The sequence below is a fragment of the Methylocucumis oryzae genome, assembly GCF_000963695.1.
GTDB lineage: Bacteria > Pseudomonadota > Gammaproteobacteria > Methylococcales > Methylomonadaceae > Methylovulum > Methylovulum oryzae.
Window position 1 is genome coordinate 1 of record NZ_LAJX01000105.1, and the last position, 21,972, is coordinate 21,972.

General features: G+C 43.1%; 28 protein-coding genes and 3 pseudogenes. 5 read left to right on the plus strand and 26 right to left on the minus strand.

Annotated elements, in window-relative coordinates:
* Positions 1 to 695, plus strand: a pseudogene (locus VZ94_RS10675) (AAA family ATPase); the annotation flags it as partial.
* Between the two features lie 43 nt (positions 696 to 738).
* Here VZ94_RS10675 and infA read toward each other — a convergent pair.
* The 8 genes and pseudogenes from infA to VZ94_RS10700 form a co-directional block, all read right to left on the minus strand.
* Positions 739 to 957, minus strand: a complete 219-nt coding sequence (gene infA / locus VZ94_RS10680; RefSeq protein ID WP_045779225.1) for a translation initiation factor IF-1 — start codon at positions 955 to 957, stop codon at positions 739 to 741.
* A gap of 170 nt (positions 958 to 1,127) precedes the next feature.
* Entirely contained in the window at positions 1,128 to 1,448 is a 321-nt protein-coding gene (locus VZ94_RS26970) for a putative metalloprotease CJM1_0395 family protein (protein WP_052700439.1), read from the minus strand.
* A gap of 16 nt (positions 1,449 to 1,464) precedes the next feature.
* Positions 1,465 to 1,644, minus strand: coding sequence for a hypothetical protein (locus tag VZ94_RS26975; protein ID WP_052700440.1), 180 nt, complete (start codon positions 1,642 to 1,644; stop codon positions 1,465 to 1,467).
* An 81-nt stretch (positions 1,645 to 1,725) separates the two neighbouring features.
* Complete coding sequence (locus VZ94_RS28775) at positions 1,726 to 2,025, minus strand: oxidoreductase dimerization domain-containing protein (RefSeq protein ID WP_239649839.1); 300 nt, start codon at positions 2,023 to 2,025, stop codon at positions 1,726 to 1,728.
* 5 nt (positions 2,026 to 2,030) lie between these two features.
* Positions 2,031 to 3,167, minus strand: a complete 1,137-nt coding sequence (locus tag VZ94_RS10690) for an FAD-dependent oxidoreductase (RefSeq protein WP_239649840.1) — start codon at positions 3,165 to 3,167, stop codon at positions 2,031 to 2,033.
* 1 nt (position 3,168) lies between these two features.
* Positions 3,169 to 4,427: pseudogene (gene odhB / locus VZ94_RS31975) on the minus strand (2-oxoglutarate dehydrogenase complex dihydrolipoyllysine-residue succinyltransferase).
* Positions 4,428 to 4,430: 3 nt separating this feature from the next.
* Positions 4,431 to 4,592: pseudogene (locus VZ94_RS33245) on the minus strand (hypothetical protein); the annotation flags it as partial.
* A complete protein-coding gene (locus tag VZ94_RS10700) occupies positions 4,520 to 7,225 on the minus strand; it encodes a 2-oxoglutarate dehydrogenase E1 component (RefSeq protein ID WP_439097728.1) in 2,706 nt (901 codons plus the stop codon). The pseudogene VZ94_RS33245 and the gene VZ94_RS10700, both read right to left, overlap by 73 nt.
* 454 nt (positions 7,226 to 7,679) lie before the next feature.
* Here VZ94_RS10700 and VZ94_RS30660 point away from each other — a divergent pair, with 454 nt between their 5' ends.
* Positions 7,680 to 7,811 carry a hypothetical protein gene (locus VZ94_RS30660; protein ID WP_275575204.1) on the plus strand — a complete coding sequence of 44 codons (132 nt, stop codon included), beginning with the start codon at positions 7,680 to 7,682 and terminating at the stop codon, positions 7,809 to 7,811.
* A 210-nt stretch (positions 7,812 to 8,021) separates the two neighbouring features.
* Here the strand turns inward: VZ94_RS30660 and VZ94_RS10705 are convergent, their stop codons facing one another.
* From VZ94_RS10705 to VZ94_RS10765, 15 genes are all read right to left on the minus strand, one after another.
* Complete coding sequence (locus VZ94_RS10705) at positions 8,022 to 8,588, minus strand: HupE/UreJ family protein (protein WP_045779226.1); 567 nt, start codon at positions 8,586 to 8,588, stop codon at positions 8,022 to 8,024.
* Between the two features lie 138 nt (positions 8,589 to 8,726).
* Positions 8,727 to 9,050 carry a small metal-binding protein SmbP gene (locus VZ94_RS10710; RefSeq protein WP_204369109.1) on the minus strand — a complete coding sequence of 108 codons (324 nt, stop codon included), beginning with the start codon at positions 9,048 to 9,050 and terminating at the stop codon, positions 8,727 to 8,729.
* A 139-nt stretch (positions 9,051 to 9,189) separates the two neighbouring features.
* On the minus strand, positions 9,190 to 9,633 hold the full coding sequence (locus VZ94_RS10715; protein ID WP_239649841.1) for a hypothetical protein: 444 nt from the start codon (positions 9,631 to 9,633) through the stop codon (positions 9,190 to 9,192).
* Positions 9,634 to 9,657: 24 nt separating this feature from the next.
* Complete coding sequence (locus VZ94_RS10720) at positions 9,658 to 10,251, minus strand: hypothetical protein (RefSeq protein ID WP_239649842.1); 594 nt, start codon at positions 10,249 to 10,251, stop codon at positions 9,658 to 9,660.
* A 23-nt stretch (positions 10,252 to 10,274) separates the two neighbouring features.
* A complete protein-coding gene (locus VZ94_RS10725) occupies positions 10,275 to 10,616 on the minus strand; it encodes a copper resistance CopC family protein (protein ID WP_239649843.1) in 342 nt (113 codons plus the stop codon).
* A gap of 96 nt (positions 10,617 to 10,712) precedes the next feature.
* Positions 10,713 to 11,168 (minus strand): hypothetical protein, encoded by a 456-nt coding sequence (locus tag VZ94_RS10730; protein WP_045779230.1) that lies wholly within the window; start codon positions 11,166 to 11,168, stop codon positions 10,713 to 10,715.
* A gap of 12 nt (positions 11,169 to 11,180) precedes the next feature.
* Positions 11,181 to 11,759, minus strand: a complete 579-nt coding sequence (locus VZ94_RS10735; protein ID WP_045779231.1) for a hypothetical protein — start codon at positions 11,757 to 11,759, stop codon at positions 11,181 to 11,183.
* Between the two features lie 171 nt (positions 11,760 to 11,930).
* The gene (gene thpR, locus VZ94_RS10740) at positions 11,931 to 12,473 is read right to left on the minus strand and encodes an RNA 2',3'-cyclic phosphodiesterase (RefSeq protein ID WP_131655533.1); all 543 of its coding nucleotides are present in this window, start codon (positions 12,471 to 12,473) and stop codon (positions 11,931 to 11,933) included.
* Positions 12,461 to 13,918, minus strand: a complete 1,458-nt coding sequence (locus VZ94_RS10745; protein ID WP_045779233.1) for a TrkH family potassium uptake protein — start codon at positions 13,916 to 13,918, stop codon at positions 12,461 to 12,463. Before VZ94_RS10745 ends, thpR begins: the two co-directional genes overlap by 13 nt.
* An 8-nt stretch (positions 13,919 to 13,926) precedes the next feature.
* The gene (locus tag VZ94_RS28780; protein WP_239649844.1) at positions 13,927 to 14,424 is read right to left on the minus strand and encodes a TrkA C-terminal domain-containing protein; all 498 of its coding nucleotides are present in this window, start codon (positions 14,422 to 14,424) and stop codon (positions 13,927 to 13,929) included.
* Entirely contained in the window at positions 14,415 to 14,738 is a 324-nt protein-coding gene (locus tag VZ94_RS28785) for an NAD-binding protein (RefSeq protein WP_239649845.1), read from the minus strand. The genes VZ94_RS28780 and VZ94_RS28785 overlap by 10 nt, the downstream gene beginning before the upstream one ends.
* Positions 14,739 to 14,755: 17 nt before the next feature.
* Complete coding sequence (locus VZ94_RS28790; protein ID WP_239649846.1) at positions 14,756 to 15,289, minus strand: NAD-binding protein; 534 nt, start codon at positions 15,287 to 15,289, stop codon at positions 14,756 to 14,758.
* Positions 15,290 to 15,505: 216 nt separating this feature from the next.
* Positions 15,506 to 16,060 carry a chorismate--pyruvate lyase family protein gene (locus VZ94_RS10755; RefSeq protein WP_052700442.1) on the minus strand — a complete coding sequence of 185 codons (555 nt, stop codon included), beginning with the start codon at positions 16,058 to 16,060 and terminating at the stop codon, positions 15,506 to 15,508.
* Between the two features lie 2 nt (positions 16,061 to 16,062).
* Entirely contained in the window at positions 16,063 to 18,159 is a 2,097-nt protein-coding gene (recG, locus tag VZ94_RS10760) for an ATP-dependent DNA helicase RecG (RefSeq protein ID WP_045779244.1), read from the minus strand.
* Between the two features lie 72 nt (positions 18,160 to 18,231).
* A complete protein-coding gene (locus tag VZ94_RS10765; protein WP_045779245.1) occupies positions 18,232 to 18,636 on the minus strand; it encodes a RidA family protein in 405 nt (134 codons plus the stop codon).
* Positions 18,637 to 19,223: 587 nt separating this feature from the next.
* Between VZ94_RS10765 and VZ94_RS10770 the strand changes: the two genes are divergently transcribed.
* From VZ94_RS10770 to VZ94_RS31985, 3 genes are read left to right on the plus strand one after another with little or no spacing between them, the layout of a single operon-like run.
* Positions 19,224 to 19,619 (plus strand): hypothetical protein, encoded by a 396-nt coding sequence (locus VZ94_RS10770; RefSeq protein ID WP_045779234.1) that lies wholly within the window; start codon positions 19,224 to 19,226, stop codon positions 19,617 to 19,619.
* A 2-nt stretch (positions 19,620 to 19,621) separates the two neighbouring features.
* The gene (locus VZ94_RS31980) at positions 19,622 to 19,975 is read left to right on the plus strand and encodes a DUF815 domain-containing protein (RefSeq protein ID WP_338040345.1); all 354 of its coding nucleotides are present in this window, start codon (positions 19,622 to 19,624) and stop codon (positions 19,973 to 19,975) included.
* The gene (locus tag VZ94_RS31985; RefSeq protein WP_338040346.1) at positions 19,932 to 20,393 is read left to right on the plus strand and encodes a DUF815 domain-containing protein; all 462 of its coding nucleotides are present in this window, start codon (positions 19,932 to 19,934) and stop codon (positions 20,391 to 20,393) included. Before VZ94_RS31980 ends, VZ94_RS31985 begins: the two co-directional genes overlap by 44 nt.
* On the opposite strand, the gene VZ94_RS28795 is transcribed toward VZ94_RS31985, so the two are convergent.
* The 3 genes from VZ94_RS28795 to VZ94_RS10785 all read right to left on the minus strand — a co-directional run bounded on the left by VZ94_RS28795 (position 20,362) and on the right by VZ94_RS10785 (position 21,971).
* A complete protein-coding gene (locus tag VZ94_RS28795) occupies positions 20,362 to 20,745 on the minus strand; it encodes a serine aminopeptidase domain-containing protein (protein WP_239649847.1) in 384 nt (127 codons plus the stop codon). The genes VZ94_RS31985 and VZ94_RS28795 overlap by 32 nt on opposite strands.
* A 7-nt stretch (positions 20,746 to 20,752) precedes the next feature.
* Positions 20,753 to 21,391: an alpha/beta fold hydrolase gene (locus VZ94_RS28800; RefSeq protein ID WP_239649848.1), complete on the minus strand. Its 639-nt coding sequence runs from the start codon at positions 21,389 to 21,391 to the stop codon at positions 20,753 to 20,755.
* 127 nt (positions 21,392 to 21,518) lie between these two features.
* Complete coding sequence (locus tag VZ94_RS10785; RefSeq protein ID WP_045779235.1) at positions 21,519 to 21,971, minus strand: GNAT family N-acetyltransferase; 453 nt, start codon at positions 21,969 to 21,971, stop codon at positions 21,519 to 21,521.
* Between the last annotated feature and the right edge of the window lies 1 nt (position 21,972).

Consider the following 21,972-nt stretch of genomic DNA (forward strand, 5'->3'; position numbering starts at 1 on the left):
GGAACGACACACCGTCTCGCGTTTAATTGGCGCACCTCCAGGATACATCGGTTTTGATCAAGGTGGATTATTGACTGAACAAGTCACTAAACATCCCCACGCGGTATTGTTATTAGACGAATTGGAAAAAGCTCACCCTGATGTGTTCAACTTGTTATTACAAGTCATGGATCACGGCACGCTAACCGACAACAACGGCAGACGCGCAGATTTTCGCAATATTATTTTAGTAATGACGACTAACGCAGGTGCCGAAGAAGGTAGTCGGGCTTCAATTGGTTTTACCCATCAAGACCACACAACGGATAGCTTAAAAGTCGTAGAAAAGTATTTTTCACCGGAATTTCGCAATCGCTTAGATGGCATTATCCAATTCAAACCGTTGGATATTACCGTGGTCGGTCACGTTGTAGATAAATTCATCTTTGAGTTAGAAGCCTTGCTAGCAGATAAACAAGTCACATTAACACTAGATGCTGACGCGCGTTTTGTGGTTAGCCGAAAATGGTTGCGACCCCAAAATGGGGGCACGACCAATGGCTCGCTTAATTCAAGAAAAAATTAAGAAGCCGTTAGCCAATGATTTGCTCTTCGGCGAACTCGCAAACGGCGGACATGTCACTATCTCAGTAGAAAACAACGAATTATGCTTTACCATCACGGGTAAAGAGCTGGAAATTCCAGAAAACAGCTAATAGTCAAGGAGACTACCAGCCAAAGGGTGCGCTAGGATTACAACTAGCGCATACGGAAGGATATACGACCTTTGGTTAAATCGTAGGGTGTCATTTCAACTTTTACAGTATCACCGGTTAGAATTCTAATGTAGTGCTTACGCATTTTTCCTGAAATATGCGCAGTAACAATATGACCATTCTCTAGCTGAACTCTAAACATCGTATTCGGTAGTGTATCAATCACCTTACCTTCCATCTCAATTTGATCTTCTTTCGCCATAACGACTCCTCTAAAAAGCTATCATAATACCACAAGGATGGTGTGATAGAGAATCTTACGGCGAAAATGTTGCAAACAGATTAACACGCTAGCGTTGTAATTGTTTTCTACAACTACCCGTTTGCCTATTAGCTCAAGCTGCTCAGCTAAACCAGCGCTATTAGCCGATGTTATGCACTGACATCAATGAAAGCACCTTTGGTTTGAATTTCACCTTTAGCATTAGCCGCTATTTCGCTAATCGCTTTAATCGCCATCGCGGTTGCGGCGGCGGCAACTTGAAAATCTTGATTAGAGGGTTCGGCTGGTGCTAAAGCCGCACTTTTTATGATTTGAGCTTTTCTTAGCGTTGCCTCTGGATTGCCTGCGACTTCAGAAGTGTCAATGTTAACTTCACCACCTATCGCATAAGAAACACCATCAGGACCTAACTGATAAGTAAAGCTTGCACCGCTTCTAGCAACGCCTGCCGCCGCCGCTAAATGAGCCAACTCATGCGCCCTAACCTCAGTATCGCGCTTTTTTTAACTGCTCAATGACTTTTAAATCGGCTTCCGATAATTGTAATTTACTGTCGGCCGCAGCTTTAGAAGCCTGGTCATTACTTTTAGAGCTATCAGATGTTGCGCTTGCTTGCTTTGCATAATGGGCGTGACTAATTGAACTGTGGGAAATGCTTGCTATCATTGCCACCTCCAATCATCAATCCATCAAGTTGTGTTGAGTACTATTATTGCATTGTAACTTCAGTCAGCAAGATGTCTAGTATTAAAGCGGTATATGTACGCTCATTTTCTTAATGGCCAAAGCGGCTTCGTGATACCCCTCTGAAAGCGTTGGATGAGCATGTATCGTTTTGGCTAAATCCTCACTGCTAGCCGAAAATTCCATTGCTAACACCGCTTCGGCAATAAGTTCTGAAGCATGTGGCGCAATAATATGCACACCTAAGACCGTATCGCTCTCTGCATGAGCAATTATTTTAAGCAAACCGTATTTTTGTCCGAATGCCTGTGCACGCGCGGTGGTTGCTAGCGCAAAACAACCTACTTTTATTGGCACCCCCATAGTTCTTAACGCTTGCTCAGTCTGCCCCACCCAGGCAATTTCAGGTCGGTATAAATGACACTAGGCAGAGCATCATAATTAATCGTGCTATTGTGCCCAGCAATATGCTCAGCCACATAAACACCTTCTTCTATCCCTTTATGAGCCAGCATAGGCCCTAATAAATTTAAATCACCTATAGCATACACACCCGGTAAGTTAGTTCGGCATTTTTCATCCACATGCACGTAACCGTTTTCATCGAGTAATAAGTTAGCTTCACGCGCAGCTAAATTCTCAGTATTTGGCCTACGACCTGTTGCAACAATAAGCCGGTCAACGCGTAAATTATGCGTCCCCTCGGTATCTTGATAATCAACAATAACCTTACTACGGCTTTTTTTTGCTGAAATCACTCTAGCACCTAAGCGTAAATCCAAATTTTGCTCAGTAAAAATACGATAAGCTTCGCGTGACAATTGCTGGTCTGGCAAGGGTAAGAAACTTTCTTGCGCATCTAATAAAATAGTTTCACTACCTAAACGACTCCATATTGACGCTAATTCCAAACCATTCACCCCAGCACCTATAATCGCCAGTTTTTTGGGTAAACTCGTCATATTAAGCGCCGCAAACGAATCGAAAATAAATTCGTTATCAACTTTTGCATAAGGTAAGGGAATCGGCGAAGACCCGGTGGCTAAGATAATATGCTTACCTTGAATAGTTGAAACCGGCGAACCATCTAACGGGGTTAATTCAACTACTTTAGAACCTAACAAACGCGCATGTGCATGAATACTGGCTACTTTATGGTGGGCAAAAAGGTCTGAAATTTTATGCCCCATGGCATCGATGACCTCATCTTTATGCTGAACCAGCTTAGCCATATCTAAAGTGATGTTTTCAACGTGAATTCCCCGCTTAGCTAAGTCATGATTTAAAGCGTGATATAGCTTAGCCGATTCCAATAACGTCAACGCCGCTACGCAACCAGAATTTAAATGAACACCACCTAAAACGCGCTGCCCCTTGTTATTACGCCAATTATCAACACAAACTGTAGATAAACCAAGTTGCGCACAGCGTATAGCACAGGAATAACCGGCAGGGCCGGCACCGATTACAATAACATCGTAGTTCGTCGTGTTTTGTTTAGTCATATTAAATGTTTAGAAGTAAATGGGCGGGTGCTTCCAAGCATTCTTTAATAGTCACTAAAAATTGTACCGCTTCACGACCATCGACTAAGCGATGGTCGTAAGATAAGGCTAAATACATAATGGGCCGAATCACGATTTGGCCATTCTCAACGACAGGCCGCTCTTTAATCGCATGCATACCTAAAATGGCACATTGCGGCGGATTTAAAATGGGTGTGGACAACATAGAACCAAACACACCACCGTTAGTAATCGTAAACGTGCCGCCTTTTAAATCATCATAACTTAACGTGCCTGCCCGCGCTTTCTCGCCAAATTCCACAATGCTTTTCTCAATACCCGCAAAGTCCAATTGGTCCGCATCATGTAAAACCGGCACAATTAACCCACGCGGCGTACTCACAGCAATACCTAAGTCATAGTAACCATGATAAATAATATCGTTACCGTCGATAGACGCATTAATCGCCGGAAAGCGTTTTAACGCTTCTACCGATGCTTTTACGAAAAACGACATAAAACCTAACTTAACATTATGTTTCTGCTCAAATCGCGTTTTATATTGATTGCGTAAATCTATCACATACTGCATATTCACTTCGTTAAACGTCGTCAACATCGCAGCATTTTGTTGCGCTTGTAATAAACGCTCGGCAATCTTTGCGCGTAATCGTGTCATAGGCACACGCTGCTCAGGTCGCAAACTTGCACTGGCGATGGCCGTCGTTTTCAGGCATAACAACCGGCGCTGGTTTCACCTCAGGCTCAGCTTGCGCAGGTTGTAACTGAGGTTGAGGCTCAGCAGCAGGCGGTGTAGGTGCCGCTTGCTTTTGTATATGCTCTAACACATCGGATTTTGTCAAACGCCCACTTTTTACCCGTACCTTTAATATCCGCAGGATTTAACGTATTCTCATTGATTAAACGGCGTACCGACGGACTTAATGGTGTGATGTCAGCATTCGTTGGCGCAGATACGTCTGCTGACGCGACGGACGGACTACTGACCGTCGCTGCACGCTTCTCCGTATCAAGAACCCCTATCACTTGCCCTGCCAACACAATGGCACCTTGTTCAGCAAGAACCTCTGTTAGCACACCCGATTCAGGTGCAGTGACTTCTAACACAACTTTATCAGTTTCCAAATCAACTAAGCTGTCATTTTTATTCACCGTATCACCAGGTTTTTTATGCCAAGCAGCAATCGTTGCATCCGATACAGATTCGGGTAAATTAGGGACAGTAACTTCAATACTCATTGTTTATTTTCCAGACGGTGTTCTCGATGATATGCCGTAAAGCGCAGCTTCTACGACCTCTTTTTGTTGTTCAATATGGACATGAAAGCTGCCTACAGCAGGTGAGGCTGACGCTTTGCGCCCCGCATAAGACACTTTAATATGGGACGGTAAATTTTCGGTAAAATGGTGACCTGAGTTATACCAAGCCCCTTGATTTTTAGGCTCTTCTTGACACCAAACAAACTCTTTTTAAATGCGGATATTTTAGCAATCTCCGCTTTAAATAAATCGATTGGAAAAGGATATAACTGCTCTATTCTAACAATAGCAACATGTTTTAAATCAGCTTCTCGACGCGCTTCTAGCAAATCGTAATACACTTTACCGGAGCAAAATACTAAACGCGTTACTTTCTTCACTGGAATAGCATCGACTTCACTAATAATAGGCTGAAATTGACCGCTCGTTAGCTCTTCCAATGTAGACACGGCTAATTTATGGCGTAATAAGCTTTTAGGACTCATTACAATTAACGGTTTACGATACGCTCTTAATAGCTGCCTGCGTAATAAATGAAAAATCTGCGCTGGCGTCGTTGGACAGCAGACTTGCATATTATGCTCGGCACATAATTGTAAATAACGCTCTAAACGCGCTGACGAGTGCTCCGGACCTTGCCCCTCGTAGCCATGGGGTAATAACATGACTAAGCCACACAAACGCCCCCATTTTGTCTCACCCGAGCTAATAAATTGATCGATTAACACCTGCGCACCATTAGCAAAATCACCAAATTGCGCTTCCCAAATCACTAAAGTGTTGGGCGAAGTCGTGCTATAACCATATTCAAAACCTAATACCCCGGCTTCGGATAGCAACGAATCAAAGATTTGCGCCCGACCTTGGTTTTTATCCAAATGCTTTAACGGTGTATGGTTTTTATTTTGCAATTGATTATGCAAAACCGCATGTCTATGCACAAAAGTACCTCGCCCGACATCTTGACCGGTTAAGCGCACATTATACTTTTCCATTAACAACGTCGCATACGCCATATTTTCAGCAAACCCCCAATCCAAAGGCATTGCACCTGCCGCCATTTTGCGACGGTTTTCCATCACTTTAGCAACCCTAGGATGCACCTCAAAACCAGCGGGCAAACGCTGCATACGGTCATTACAATAACGCAAACGCTCTAACGAAACAGATGTCTGACACGGCGCATCCCAATTAGTATGCAAAAACTGATCCCACTGCGCGGTATAACGATAACTATTATCTAACATCGGTCTCGACACAATAGCTCCCGCTTCTAATAATTGCTGGTACTCTTGCTCCATACCAACGCTGTCTTGACTAGTAAGCACTTGTTCAGCAATTAAACGCTCGGCATACAGCGTGCGGGTAGTTTTTAATTTGCGAATTTTGCCGTACATAATAGGCTGAGTAGCCGCTGGCTCATCCGCTTCGTTATGACCTAATCGACGATAACACACCAAATCAATCACAACATCTTTATTAAACGTCATGCGGTAATCAACCGCTAATTGCGTAACAAAAATAACCGCCTCGGGGTCGTCACCATTGACATGAAACACAGGTGCTTGAATCATACGCGCCACATCGGTGCAATACGGCGTAGAACGCGCGTCTTGTGGATTACTGGTAGTAAAACCAATTTGATTATTAATCACGACATGAATCGTCCCACCGGTAGAAAAAGCCCTGGTTTGGGACATATTCAAGGTTTCCATAACAATGCCTTGCCCAGAAAACGCTGCATCGCCATGAATTAACACCGGAATCACCGTCGCTTTACCATCATCTCCCGCTCTGTCTTGTCGCGCTTTCACCGAGCCTTCAACGACAGGATTAATAATTTCCAAATGCGAAGGATTAAATGCTAAGGCCAAATGCACCGGGCCACCGAGTGTTTCAACATCCGATGAAAAGCCCATGTGATATTTCACATCGCCCGAACTCATACCTGGCATTAAGCGATAATGACCGGCGAACTCTTCAAACAAACTGGCTGGGCTTTTGCCCAAAATATTGACCAAGACATTTAAACGCCCTCTATGCGCCATGCCGATGACGATTTCTTTTACGCCTTTTTCACCAGAGCGCTGAATAAGTTCATCTAAAATAGGAATTAACGACTCACCACCCTCTAACGAAAAGCGTTTTTGACCAACAAATTTATTTTGCAGGTGCAACTCTATCCCTTCAGCAGCCGTTAATAGTTTTAGCACCCAGCGTTTTTTATCGGCATTTAACACTAAATTATTTTTAGTGCTTTCCAAGCGATTAATAAACCAGCGCCGAATCTGCGTATCATCGATATGCATAAACTCAGAACCAATGCTGCCGCAATAAATAGTCGTTAAATTTTCAATGATTTTGCGCAACGGCAAGCGGTCATAACCATAGATAGAACCCGTATCGAATAAAGTCTCCATATCAGGCTCGGATAAGCCGTAATAAGACGGATCTAAGTCAGGTAACATCGCAGCAGGCTTGTTTAAAGGATTGGTATGGGCAATCTGGTGACCACGCACCCGGTATTGGTTAATCAACCTCGCAACAGCCGATTGTTTTTTAACACTCTCTTCCGTAAAGCCTTGAATTTGCGCAATGCGGTTCGGCGACTTAACGGCTAATTTAGCAAAGCGCTCAACGATAGGGCTATGCGGCGTATCAAATACCGCCTGCTGTTGCATACCCTGAAAATGCCGTTGCCAGCTAACCGGTACGGATTCAGGATCATCTAAAAAAACGTTCATAAAGGTTTTCAATAAAACTCGCGTTACTACCATATAACGAAGAGGAGTCTTGGAAAAATTTTAGCAATTCAGTCATTATCGGTATCCAGTAAAAAACATTAATACGCGCCGTATATGCAGTGGTGTTTAAAATATCGGCTCTTACCGACAAAGGCAAGTTAATCTGCTTGAATTAAGCAATAATTTCTGTTGCATCACTAAGATTTAATCGTTACCAACGCAAGAAAGAGCAGTTTTCTGTCTACCCCCGGCTTACACCCTGAATACATTGCCCTTGCTAAAGTGTATAGCCGATTTAATGCATACATTCGCGACGCTTAACACAAAACCACTTTAACTAGAAAAAAAATAAGGCGGCATTTAACGGTAGGTATTGCCTCAAAATTAGTTGTATGATAAATTTTATTTTGTGCTTACAAGTTTTGGCATTGATAAATGCCCAACAAAAGCACATAACTCCTAAAAACACAACAACATGAGGAATGATATGAAAAAATTAAGCGCAATTTTAGCACTAACTCTTATGGTAATTGGCTTGACTGGCTGCATGGATCCACAAGACGGCTCTGGTGGTAAACTGCCTCCATCAAAATTAAGCAGCTCAATTCAATTAAATTAGGCTTTAACTAATTAGCTGTTGCTGTAGAGGATAGTATCGCTTGACAAGGATGTCTTTTTAAACTTGTAGAACATTCAGACCGACAAGTTTACGGGGGCAAGACACATAAAACGCTTTAGTTCGTCCATATTCCGTGGTCACGGCCTGTCCGTTTTACATTATTCTTCCAAAGGGCTTTGCTTGCTCCCGTCGTTTTGTTTAATAGCGCTGTTAGCTATTCGACTTCATCATCGAATACACTGAATGTTGATAAATCCATTGCATCGCCCATCTCAACAGCATTCCTAACCCTAACACTAGCCCTGTAGACACCATAAATCCAGCAGTAAACAGATAGGCATCAGTATCTAACAACATGTCATACGCATGAATATAACCATGAAATAAAGCTAAAATCTCTATCACAAACAACTCTATAGACTGCTTAAAAGCCTTGCTGGCTAAAAATAGTAATAAAACACTCGAGACACCGGTTATTTCGATAGAGTCTTGTAGCTGGTTGACTTCAGCACTAAATGACACCACGCCACCTACTAAGGTCAACAGCATAAATACGGCTAATAAGCTTAGTTGAGCTTGAATACCGGTTTTAGAGCACCCTATACCTACCGCTAGCAGAATGAGTAAATGATCGATACCGGTAAACGGATGCATAAAGCCACTTATAAATCCTATAGAATCGCCATAGCTATGACCAGTATGAGCGTCTGATAGCATAGGAATGACCAACAACACTAGTACCACTATTAACTTGACTAATCGCAATATAAAATTCATACCACTCTCCTAAACGTTAACAATCAAAAAACGTGTGCAAGACATCGACATAAAGTCATACTCGATTCCTGCGAACACAGACAACTAAAACAGCTAGATTCCCAGCCGAGTTGTCTCAGCTGGGAAAATTTTAATAGGTTATTTAATAACCGCTAACGCTTCTTCGACCGCTACGGTTGCTTCTGACAACTTACCTTCTTTACCAAGTTTTTTAGCATTTTTAAGCTTAGTGCTCACGCGTTGTAGCTTTGGAGAATCGCCTTTCATTTTTTGCTCTTTTACCACATCTAAAGCAGCGTCTACTGAGGTTAAAAATCCCTCGCTGTTACCTTGCTTGCCAAGCTCAACAGATTGCGTTGCTGCATTAATTAAATCAGTAAAATTCTCATTCATAGGCTCGCCAACTGCATAAGCGAAATTGATTGAGAATAATAAAGTCAAAAAAGCAAATAAAGATTTCATAGTCATAAAATAAAGTGGATTAATAACAATAATTGGAAGAAGGTAAAGAGTATCATAATAAAGGATAAAAAATATTATTCTTACATGACAAATAATTTAACGTTGTACCGATTAAAACGAAGACTTAAACCTGACGTGATTAAAAGCGTTGATTAGCAAAACTATTCATAACAGGCTTTACCAGTTGATTAAAACCAAAGCCGTTAGCTTGATGACAAGCATTGCAACCCGCCGTTATCGCGTCATAAGCCTTGATAAACTCTGAAGTAGTCTTTTCATTAATTGCCGTGTGCGTTTGCTCAATCGATGCTGCCATATAGCGTTTAATTTGCTCAGGAATGGCTTTCACTTCATGGTGTTCAGGATGATAGTGCCCTATGTCTTGCAAACCTTCCTCGATTTCATCAAGTTCGTAAGCCGCTAGCGCCCAATTTTGCGCCTGCCCAGCAAACCAAAGCTTGCTATGGCGATAACTTAATTGGCTCATAAACTCACCTAAGCCAGGCGTATAAGACGGCGACGCCTCATGAGCAGCACACGCTGTGAGTAATAAACTAATAACTGCCAACAATAAACTACGCACGATAACCCTACCCTATACCAAACATTACACTGATTTAGCTTGCAACAACCTAGGTACAACGATAGCTAGACTCAATACCATAAGACTTATCAAGATAAACAAACCATACACTGTGTTTCTTGCCGCCGGCTCCGCTTCAGGCATCGCAACAGTCAACGGAATCAATAAAGCACTTAGATTTTCATCGATTTTTAAGTCTTGATCTTGCACATATAACATAGCTTGATAACGACCTGGCCTAGTCAAATTGACCTGAGCAGAAATAACACCTTGTTTAGCCATCGCAAAAGGTGCTTGATAGAGTAGCTGCCCCGCCTCAGTCAACACCTTAAGCGCCACTTTTTTAGCGCGAACATCGCGATCTAACAAATCTAATGACAACACCGTATTGCCTGTCGCCGTTATATTAATACAATCAGGTACCACCGGTTTTTTAGACTCAATAGCCGCGATTGGGTAAGCAGCAAAATTTACTATGTAATAATCATTGGCTTGTAAACAACCATACATATCTACAGTCCCTGTTGCTGTTTTTCTGCCAGCTCCTAATGGAATCGATGCCATTGCTTGACTTATCGAAATTAACACCATTAAAACCACAATAACGCTTTTTAACATACGCATGGCCTACAAAACCTAGCTTAAGGAATAATAGAAAAAGTCTGGATACCACTGACAACTAAACCATCTTCCGTCACGACTCGATAACGTAACGTATAATTATCAGGTGACAAAGGTTTGGTCGTAACATGCAAATGGCTACGCGGAGCAATATCTAAACCGACATCTCGATTATCAACACGTTGACCTTGGCTATTAACGACGACAATAGACGGATAACGCTCACCGACATTACCGCTAAACCACAAGCTAATCTTATTATCAAACTGGCTTAAGCGCGCATTATGAGCGGGTTGACTTTTAAGCAGCACACCTTCAGCCTGCCCGTTGTTAGGCAATGCCACTAAACCAATAGCAGCCACTACGGCGATGCTTAATTTTTTTTATTAGGTTCATAATCGCTAAACGTTAACAAGACTTCAGGAAAAATCGCATAACACGGCACATCAGAATCGGCATCAAATTAATTTTAAGCTCTCTGCAACAAAGAGAATCAACGGGTCAATTAACGGGTGAAAAAAACCCAACGTGACAACACACACACCGCCTAAATACCACGGAATCCATGCAGTAATCGACAATTCTTTATGCCGCCAACACTGATGAAAAATTAACCAACTCGTTAACCAAACCGCTAACGCCAACACTTCTTTTCCTGCATAAGAACCAATACTACCATCAGGCCCTGAGCCGATTGAGCCAGGAATCCAATGCCCATAAGCAAGAATCAATTGATCCATGCTTTTTGATAACCTTGAAATATGATGACTCAGCATTAAGGTAAAAAAACCTAATAGCGGAGATAATGTGGCAGCAATTAGCGCACCTGTAGGCCTATAGGTTTCAGCTGACTCAGCTCCTTGGCCACCGGGCTTTTGGCTAGTGCTAGCAAGTGTAGGCAAATCATTCTTCATGGCTATAATCCCCTACACAAAACGTAATTTAGCCAACACTAAACCAGCGACAAAGCTAAATACTAAAAAAAACCAGCTTAGTAAGATAGGTATAGCAACAAACAACGTTACATCTCGCCGAGTTTGCACAACAGGACGGTAATAAAACAAGATAAAACTCGCCGTAACCAGTAATGGAAAAGGGAATAATGAAACAAACTCTTTAAACTCCATTAACCCCATGTGAAAAATCGGCACATGCTCAAGGATCCAGTCTCTAGGCCCATGTTCCCCACGGTAACGCATGTAAATCCAATTACCGCTTATAGCACCTAGCAAATTTAAGCCAGTGGCTATAAGTACCCATTGCCGCAAGGAATCCAGATTCATAGCTGCGCCTCTAAGCAAAGGATAAACCTTATGGGTTAATAAGGTCGCAAACACAACGCTCGCTATTGCACTAAGCCCATGTATACCTGCTTGTAAGCTATAATGCGTAGGAAAAAAGAAATCGAAGCCACATAAGCCTGATAATAACAACAGCGCTAATCCAGCCTGAATACGCGCTAAATATTTACTTAAATAATCGTAAAAACCGGACTCTTCTTGCATGTTTGCTTCACTATCAATTCACCAAATAAAACGGACATTACGCTTTAGCAAAACCGTAGGGCATTGTAACTCAGTGATATGAAGTTTTACAAATATTTCATACAAACATATTTCCCAACACTAGCAAATAAAAGGAACGCGAATTCATACAATAGAGCATCTTAAATAACACTAACACTTATCAAACGGCCATTCCTGAATAATCTGATAAATAACGCCTTCAGAATTAACACAAGACTCGACTAAGCAAAAATGTGTCGCTGACCAGGTAATGGGCTGAATTAGGCCCAGCGCCTCAATTTTGCTACTGTCTCTAGCCAACGTCACATGAGGTTGATAAGGGCGAGTATCGACGTTTAGCCCAAGCTCGCGAGCTAGCCTGTTTAATTTTTCTGCGATTAGCACAATCGTCTCAGGTATTACACGCGTCGTTAAACACACCACACCTGAGGTAGGCCAGAACTGAATATCTTCAAAAATTAACGTGAACGCAGTATGCTCGGTTAACGCAGTAGCTTGTTCTAGTAAAAGTAAACGCGAGTCGCTGCTTACGTTGCCTAAAAAGCTAAGCGTTACATGTAAGTTTTCGGGTAACACAAACCGGCCTGGAGCCGTTAAGCTGCTTTGTACGTTAATAAGCTGTTGTCGAATCCGTTGCTCTGGCCATAAGGCAAAAAATAAACGCTGACTCGCGGTCATAGTTATTTTTTCCAAAACTCTGGCACAAATAAAATGACAATAGAAAAAATTTGTACCCGCCCTAATAACATCGCAAACGTACACACGATAGTTTGGAAATCACTTAAGCTGGCATAGTTAGTCGCGGGGCCGACTTGGTTTAAGCCAGGCCCTGCGTTATTAAAGCAAGCGATAATCGCGCTCAGTGCGCTGACAAAATCTAAGCCACTGAATAGTAATAAAAAAACTAAGATAACAATGCTGATAAAATAGAGAAAAATAAACCCCGTCACCGACGTGACGATTTTATTATTAATAATCGCATCGCCTATTCTTAGTGGTCTTACCGAATTGGGATGGATAAATTTAAACAGCTCTAAGCGCGCTTGCTTCATTAAAATAATCGTGCGAATCATACGAATACCACCACCGGTAGAGCCTGATGATGCCGATAAGCAGCTTAAAAATAACATCCACATTGGTACGAAAATAGGCCATTGGTTAAAATCCTGAGAGGCAAAACCACAATCGGTAGCAATGGTAACCAGATTAAACGTGGCATGACGTAAGGCCGTGAAGTAATTATCGTAAGTCCCGTCACGATATAACACGGCTGCTGTCATTAAACAGCTCGTTAACACTAAAGCTAAAAATGCACGCGCTTCCATGTCTTCGACATAAGGGCGATAAGAACGCTTTTTTATCGCTATAAAATGCGTGGCGAAATTAATAGCCGCAACGAGTTGGAAAATCGTTAACACGACTTCTATAGGCACTGAGTTGAAATAACCGACGCTGTTATCATGGGTAGAGAAACCACCTAAGCTCATCGCAGCAAACGCATGACATATCGCATCAAACCACGACATGCCTGCAAGCTTTAACGCGATAATACACAACACAGAAATACCCGCATACACCAGCCATAACGCTTTAGCCGTTTGGGCAATACGCGGCGGTAACTCAGACTCTTTAACGGAACCCGGTGTTTCGGCGATATAAAGCTGCATTCCGCCGACACCTAAAATCGGCAAAATCGCGACGGCAAAGATAATAATACCCATACCTGCTATCCAATTTAATTCATGACGCCATAAGTTAATGGACATAGGCAAGTGGTCAAGACCACTTAAAATCGTCGCACCGGTTGTCGTTAAACCCGATACCACTTCAAAGTATGCATCGAGAAAGCTTAATTTGGGCATATAGAACAACAACGGTAACGTGCAAAATACCGGTAGCAACGACCAGGTGATTGATACCAATAGAAATCCTGCTTGTCTGGACACGATTTTTGGCGTTGAAATCGTTGGAAAAAACATGATTGCCCCGACTAACAGCGTTAACGCCGTAGCTAATAAAAACGCTGTTTGGGCACCGTCTTGGGCAATCAACGACGTGAGCAAGCACGTCGCCATCAGGCCACTAGAGCCCATCGTTACAACGCCTAAAATATGGATAATCGTGGCAATTACATTCATGATAAGCTCTAAATGGGCTGAAACAACTGTTCGATACTACTCACTAATTTTTTGTTAATCGCAAACATTACCACATGGTCGTTTTCCTCAAAGACCGTGTCATGATGCACCGAAATCACTTGCTGGTTGCGGATTAAAGCACCCATAACAATGCCTTGAGGTAAATTAATGCTATTAACTTGCCGACCTACCACAGAATTAACGCCATTAGTATGAGCAATCGCTTCTATGGCCTCAGCCGTCCCACCGCATAGCGAACTCACTTGAGCCACATCGCCACGGCGCACATGTTTTAAAATACTGCCTAAGGTTTCTTGATTCGGTAACACCGACACATCAATGCCCGTACCCGGTAATAATTTCGTGTACGACACATGGTTAAGTAGGCAAATCGCTTTACGCGCACCTAAGTTTTTCGCTAGCGAGGCGGAAATGATATTAACCCCATCATTATTGGTAATCGCGCAAAATAAATCCGTGTTATTGACACCTTGATCTAAGAGCAAATTTTTTGGTCAGCACAATCGCCTACCAAAATAGTCGTATTGTTGAGCGATTCACTAATCGCTTTTACTCGGCGGGGGTCTTTTTCTATGATTTTAACTTGATGGTTTTTTTCTAAAGCCATGCCTAGACGCTTACCCACATGGCCGCCACCGGCAATGATAATGCGCTTTATCGGTTCTTCGAGTTTGTTTAATTCTTTTAAAACGGTACGCACTTCATCACGCGGCGCAACAAAAAACACTTCGTCATCGGTTTCAATAATGGACTCGCCACTGACCACAACCGGTGTACCGTGTCTAAAAATAGCCGCCACACGAATTTTGCCATCGGCTAAAACGTTTTTTTAACTCTTTGATTTTTTTGCTGGTTAAAAAAACCTTCAGCAACGACTTTAACAGAGAACAAACGCACTAAACCACCGGCAAAATCGGATAAATGCAATACCCCTGGACATTCGATTAAATTCCGAATCGACTGCATAACGATTTGCTCAGGGCTAATCACGTAATCAATAGGAATGCCATCGTTGCTAAACAATTGCGGGTGAGTTAAATAATCTAAAGCCCTAACCCGCGCTATCGTTTTCGGACGGCTATAAGATGAATTGATGATTAAACACGCCAGCATATTAGTCTCATCACGATCCGTCACCGCAATCACTATATCGGCCGTACTCACACCGGCTTGCTCTAGGATACTTGGATGAGCAGCATTGCCCGCAACCGTTGCAATATCAAAGCGCTCTTTCAGCGCGTCTAATAATTCGGTTTTGAAATCGACGACGACAATATCATTTTCTTCACTGGCTAGCGCAGCAGCAACAGATGAGCCAGTAACCCCTGCGCCTAAGATTAAAATTTTCAAAACGATACTCTGAACGGTCACATTTGATTGTTACAAGGGTAGTCATCGCATACCCTACCAGGATAGTCATAGCCCAATGCAGGGCGAACGATAGAATAACTTATTAACTCAATAGCTAAGCTACTTTGGAGTACAAAGCTTGCTTTGCGCGTTGTTTAAACCCGTGCAAGGCAAGCCTTGCACTCCGAAAAAACGCTTAGTTTGATACTTAACCGCCTACAATACCGATGGCAAGAAAAACTCATTAACTAACATAGGCTTATGTTCAACTTGATAAACCGTACTACGCCCCCAAATGCCTTGATTAATATCAGCCAATGTTCTAATAGAATTTGTCCATGTGCCAGGCATCACGGTAGTAATTGCTAATGCCTGACGCAGTAAATTTGGGCAATTAAAAATCACTTCACCTAAAGGTCGGTTACCTAAATGCGCTAAGTTGGTATTTGCAAGTTTAACCGTATGCTTAGGAATAATCGTGCGCGCTAGCACTAACGGTTGATCATACGCGTGTAAAATAACTTCGCGCGTCAAGCAATACTGATATTCAGGTAGATTCAATAACACACGCTCAGCTAAAAAAGGTTTGGTCCATTGCTGCATTAATACCGTAACCTTTAGCTCGCTACCATAAGTGGCACGTAAGCGTTGAGTGAGTGAACCCCGCTCGTAAACCCAGCTTTTTACCTCGGAAGGCATACTCATCTTTAAGCCTTGCCGATTTAATCGCCATACCGGTGAACGTTGAAATAATTGGCTTTTAATCGTCAATGCTATACCTCGGCATAAAGACCAGCGTGTTCCAGCCAACGCTGGCAAATCGGTGTGATAAGTTCAGGAAAATCGCGTAATAAATGGTCACTTAACATTGAAATAAACTCAAATAACTCAGCATCTTGCTGCAAATCGGCTATTTTAAATTGCATTTGACCGGTTTGCCGCGTACCCATTACATCACCGGGGCCTCGTAACTGTAAGTCTTGCTCAGCAATGTAAAAACCATCATGGCTATCGCGTAAGATTTTTAAGCGTTGTCTGGCCAATTGCGATAATGGCATTTGATAAAGCAATAAACAAAAACTTTCGCTTTGCCCACGACCGACACGACCGCGTAATTGATGTAGCTGCGCTAAGCCTAAACGCTCTGGATTTTCGATAATCATTAGCCCAGCATTAGGCACATCTACGCCCACTTCGATAACCGTTGTCGCAACTAATAAATCCAATTCATGCTGTTTAAATGCCTGCATGACGTGCTCTTTATCTCGTGCCTTCATACGGCCATGCACTAAGCCTACGCGCACTGCTGGCAAGCTTTGGGCTAATAATAACGCGGTATTTTCCGCCGCTTGGCATTGCAAGAGCTCGGACTCTTCGATTAAGGTACACACCCAATACGCTTGGCGGCGTTGGTCAATCCAATGCTGTATGCGATTAATCACTTCTTCCCGCCGTTCAGAGGGGATTACGCTAGTCACAATAGGAATACGCCCAGGCGGTAGTTCGTCAATAATCGAAATATCCAAATCAGAATATTGCAACATCGCCAACGTACGCGGGATAGGCGTAGCCGTCATCACTAATTGATGCGGTTTTAAGCCGGTATTCTGAGCTTTTTCACGTAACGCCAAACGTTGATGAACCCCAAAGCGATGTTGTTCATCGATAATGATTAAACCTAACCGACTAAATTGCACTGATTGCTGAAACAATGCATGGGTGCCGACCACCAAAATTGGACTGTCTTTCGCCAAAGTCTGTAACAACGTTTCTTTATGTTTGCTTTTATTTTGACCCGTTAATAATACTACCGGAAACGCGCTATCGCCCAGCCAGCTAGTAAACGTGCGAAAATGCTGTTCGGCTAGTAATTCCGTAGGTGCCATAAGCGCAACCTGATAGCCGCTGCCTAATGCCAATAAGGCTGTGTAGGCCGCCACGACTGTCTTACCTGACCCCACATCACCTTGCACTAAGCGCAGCATAGGCTTGTTTGAGCTGACATCGTGCTCAATTTCTTTTATTACGCGTTGTTGCGCTCTGGTCAATGCAAACGGTAAGTGGTCTAAAAATGCTGTTAAGACGGTAACAGGTGGTGTTAACTGCGGTGCTGTTGCCGTTTTGGCGTATTGCCTTACTTGGCGTAAAGCTAAATGATGGGCTAATAACTCTTCTAATGCTAAGCGTTTACGTGCCGGATGGTCGGCAGTTGGCGGTGCTTGTACGCTCTTAGGGGCATGTAGAGCATTCAACGCCTCGATAAGAGCAGGATAACAATATGCTTCAATCAGCGTTGTCGGTAAACAATCAGGTAATAATTCAGGCCGTTGTGTTAGCCATGACAGGGCGTGTTTAATGGCTTTGCGCAAGGTATGTTGGCTTAAACCTTCAGTCAAAGCATAAACAGGTGTTAACGCTTCATCGGCGGTTATCTCATCTCGACTTGCTAAGATTTTATAATCAGGATGTACCATTTCTAATCCAGCAAAACCTAAACGGACTTCAGCATAGGCCGTTAACCAGCTACCGGGTGTTAACGCTTGTAATTGCGCGGCACTAAAATGAAAAAAGCGTAAATACAAAAAACCCGTGTCGTCATTAATACGGCAGACCAAGCTTTTTTTCGTTTTTACGACGACCTCCGCTAACTCAACACGACCACAGACAAATGCTGTTACGCCCGTCCTAAGCTCGGCAATCGAGTGAATACGAGTACGATCTTCGTAGCGATAAGGTAAATGCAGTAATAAATCTTGTAGCGAGGTAATACCTAGCTTATTCAACAACACCGCAGTGCGCGGCCCTATACCGGTCAGTTGTGTGACCGGAATCTGTTTAGCATTAAGGACAGAAGGGCTAGGCGTAGACATGAAAGACGGATACATCGAGAAATAATCGATTGAGTATAGCAACCGCCTAGTATATCGCTTAACTTTACCGTATTACCCGCCAGGATACTCTTGTACCGGTAATTGCATAATAGCATCCATTTCCACAGCAGCACCTTTAGGTAACGCAGCGACGCCAATGGCTGCGCGCGCGGGATAGGGTTCGGAAAAATATTGCCCCATGATTTCATTAACGATAGGGAAATGGGTTAAATCAGTGAGAAACACATTAAGTTTAACAATATCCGCCAGACTACCACCGGCTGCTTCTGCTACAGCCTTCAAGTTTTCAAAGACTTGGGTAATTTGTGCGCTAATATCCCCTTCTACTAAAACCATGGTTTCGGGTATTAGCGGAATTTGACCTGATAAATATACCGTATGGTCAATTTTTACTGCTTGAGAATAAGTGCCTATGGCTTTGGGTGCTTTGTCGGTTTGTATAATTTCTTTGGTCATAACTTGAGGTAGTGTTCTTAACGTGGCCATATAAAAAACAGTTGCTAAAGCCAGCATTGTAAAAGCTAATGAGTCGCTATCGCGAAGTTTTAAGTTAAGCCGGTTCTCGCACCGGCAGGCGAGTTACTTTCTTTTGCATCGCCAAAAAGAAAGTAACCAAAGAAAAGGCGACCCGTTGCCGCTTCCTCCTGCGCGCCTTGGTTTTTGCTGGGAGGTCGGCAGAGCTGGCGTCCTGCCCGCCTGCCGACGCACGGCATCCATGCCGTGCCCCTGACGGGCTAATCCCAGCAAAACCTACAGTGCTCGGCGCAGCAAACGGGGTTAGACTTCCGAGTGACTTGTAAATAATAATCTAGGTTAACAACACTATCCTAAGCTTAGTCAATTTTGTCGAATCGTCTAATATTTCAAGCAGTGTAAAACTATTGTCAAAGTTTTGTTCATGCTATTGACAACGATTATTTGCAGGTTAAGTTAGTGTGGAATCGGTTAATCGACAATGGATGGTTGGTTAGTCGATTCCTCGTATCCTCCTCTGTAAGCCCTTCTTAGTGTTCTTGAGAAGGGCTTTTTTTATTGGGTTGCTTATGAAATGGCTTGAACAAATAGCAGCAATTAATTTTACCGTGGCGGTGGTTGTGTTGGTTGGCGGTTGTTTTTTGTCGCTGACTGAGGCTTCTATCTTTGAATTTAATGATGATTTATATGACGCTTTAGATAATAACTTGCGTTGGATGTTAGTTAATTTAGGCATGACTGAGTTAGTGGTTTTACTGTATTGCTGGTTCACGCGAAAGTTTCAGTTTATGTTGTTAGTCGGCTTATTTTTGTTGCTGATGATTGTGTCGGTACAGGTCTATGGGCAAATCAACAGCATTCAGGTTGACGCTAATTTTTCAGTATTCTTTGCGTATACCGGTTTGTCGCATATTCTATTTGGCTGGTTAACCATTAGCGCAAATAAGATGCGAACACAGGAGTAAGCATGGCCTTAGATTGGCAACAGGTAAAAGCTGCCGTTTGGCGGCATCAAATAGGGGGCTTAAAGCCCATTTATGCGATTGATACGATTAGTTTATCGGCTTTGGTGGGCATAGAGCCGCAAAAAAGCGCTTTAGTGCATAATACTGAGCGCTTTTTAGCGGGTTTACCGGCGAATAATGCGTTGCTATGGGGCGCGCGTGGTACCGGTAAGTCGTCGCTGGTGAAAGCATTGTTAAATGCTTATTACGAACAAGGTTTACGCATTATCGAGGTGTTTAAGACCGATTTAGCGAATTTGCCAGAGATTGTTGATGAGATTCGCGATTTGCCGCAAAAAATTTATTATTTATTGTGATGATTTTTCATTTGAGGCGAATGACGCGTCGTATATCGTATTAAAAACGGTACTGGAAGGCTCTATTGAAGCAGCGCCAGATAATGTATTGTTGTATGCGACATCGAATCGCAGGCATTTATTGCCCGAAACTATGCAAGATAATTTGAATTCAACGATAGTGGATGGCGAACTGCATTATGCTGATGCAATTGAGGAGAAAATCTCGTTGTCAGACCGGTTTGGTTTGTGGCTATCTTTTTATCCTAGCAGTCTGCCAGATTATTTAGATATTGTTGATAGCTATTTTCCAAACTATAGCGGCGATAAAGAGGCGTTACATGACGCGGCGTTACGGTTTGCTAGGACGCGAGGTAGCCGGAGTGGGCGTACCGCTAAGCAGTTTTTTAATGCATTTGCGACGCTGAGTCCTGATTAAGCAGTGTTTGTTTAGCATAGACGTCTGCACCTGAGGGCAGGGCAGTTTGCTGATTTTGTATCCACGCTAATAGGTCGCGCCAACGCGGTTCGGCATTTAAATCCCTGAGTAACATGTGATAACCGTCGGCATAATAGCCTATGGTTTTATTGCTTAGGTCTAGCTGTTGAATAAATTGCTGGGTAGGTTTTAGCGGAATAATTTCATCGTGCGCACCGTATAACAGCAATGTGCGGGTATTGAGATTAGGGGCTTGATGTTGGGCTAAATCCATTAAGTCGCTAAGGCCGGAAATGGTTTCTACCCGCGTCAGTTTAATCACCAAGGGGTCGCTGCTAAAAGCTTTGAGCATGGCATGGTTATCTGATGCTTTTACTGCTAAGCCTTTTGCCGCTTAGTGTTAACCACGGCGACAAATGTTCAGTTAACCATAACGCGCTTTGTTGATACCAAGGCATAAAATCCCTAGACCAGACTGCCGGTGCGATTAAGATAATACCTTGCACATCAGGCGGTGATTTTTGCGTCATTGTTGCAATGACTACCGCACCGCCCATGCTTTCACCTAACACAAATAGCGGTTGCTTAGGGTATTTTTGTTTGAGTAAGCGGATAAATTGGCTTAAATCTTCAGTATAAGCATTAATACCACTCCAAGACCCTCGCATCGGACTTACACCAAAACCTCGCTGGTCATAGGCATAACAAGCAATGTGGTGTTGTTTTAAGTAGTTTCCAGGTTGCTCAAAGAAGTGACTGTAGTCATTAAAACCATGCACGGCAATCACGACAGCGTTTGTTTCGTTATCGGGTAACCATTGTTGGACAGCGAGCATATCGCCACTAGCGGTTAAGTAGCGATGGGGTAATAATGCAGGCGTTACCATAACGTTGCCAGGTGGATAAATACGCGGTACGCACCCGATTAATGCAGTGGTTATTAACGCAAAAACCAGTTGCTGAATTAAGCGATAAGCGTACATGTTTAGGTTACACACTTTAGCAGGGACAGGGTATTCAGAGTGCGGGTGTTGGCAGCAGATGCTGCCGCCAAGCCTACAGGGATGTATTCACGGCATCCTGCACTCTGAATACCCTGTCCCGCCTTAGGTTGATAACCCATGTTCAACTGTTAAACCATCTATAACAAGCCATGCTTGAGCGCTGGAAACCGGCTTGTTGGTAAAGTCGTTGCGCCGCTGCATTATCAGCGTCGGTTAGTAAGCTTATTCGGGCGAGTTTTCTCGTGTGAGCAAAAGCCAATACGTGTTCTAGCAATGCTTTACCGATACCCAAACCGCGCGCATTCGGAGCCACGACTAGGTCTTCGAGTATGCCAACTTCTGCACCTAAGGCAGTAGATAAGGTAAATAACACGCTGACCATGCCCACAACGTTATGGTTTTGGCGCGCGACGAAAATAATACCTATGTGCGGATTGTCGATAATCCACTGTAAAGCGCGCGTTTGTAGCTCGGTATTAGGGCTAAATTCCGCTTCTTGGCTAAACAAGCTATGTAGTAACGTACACAGCTCAGTTATGTCGTCGTTGTTAGCCGGGCTAATAAAGAGTGACATG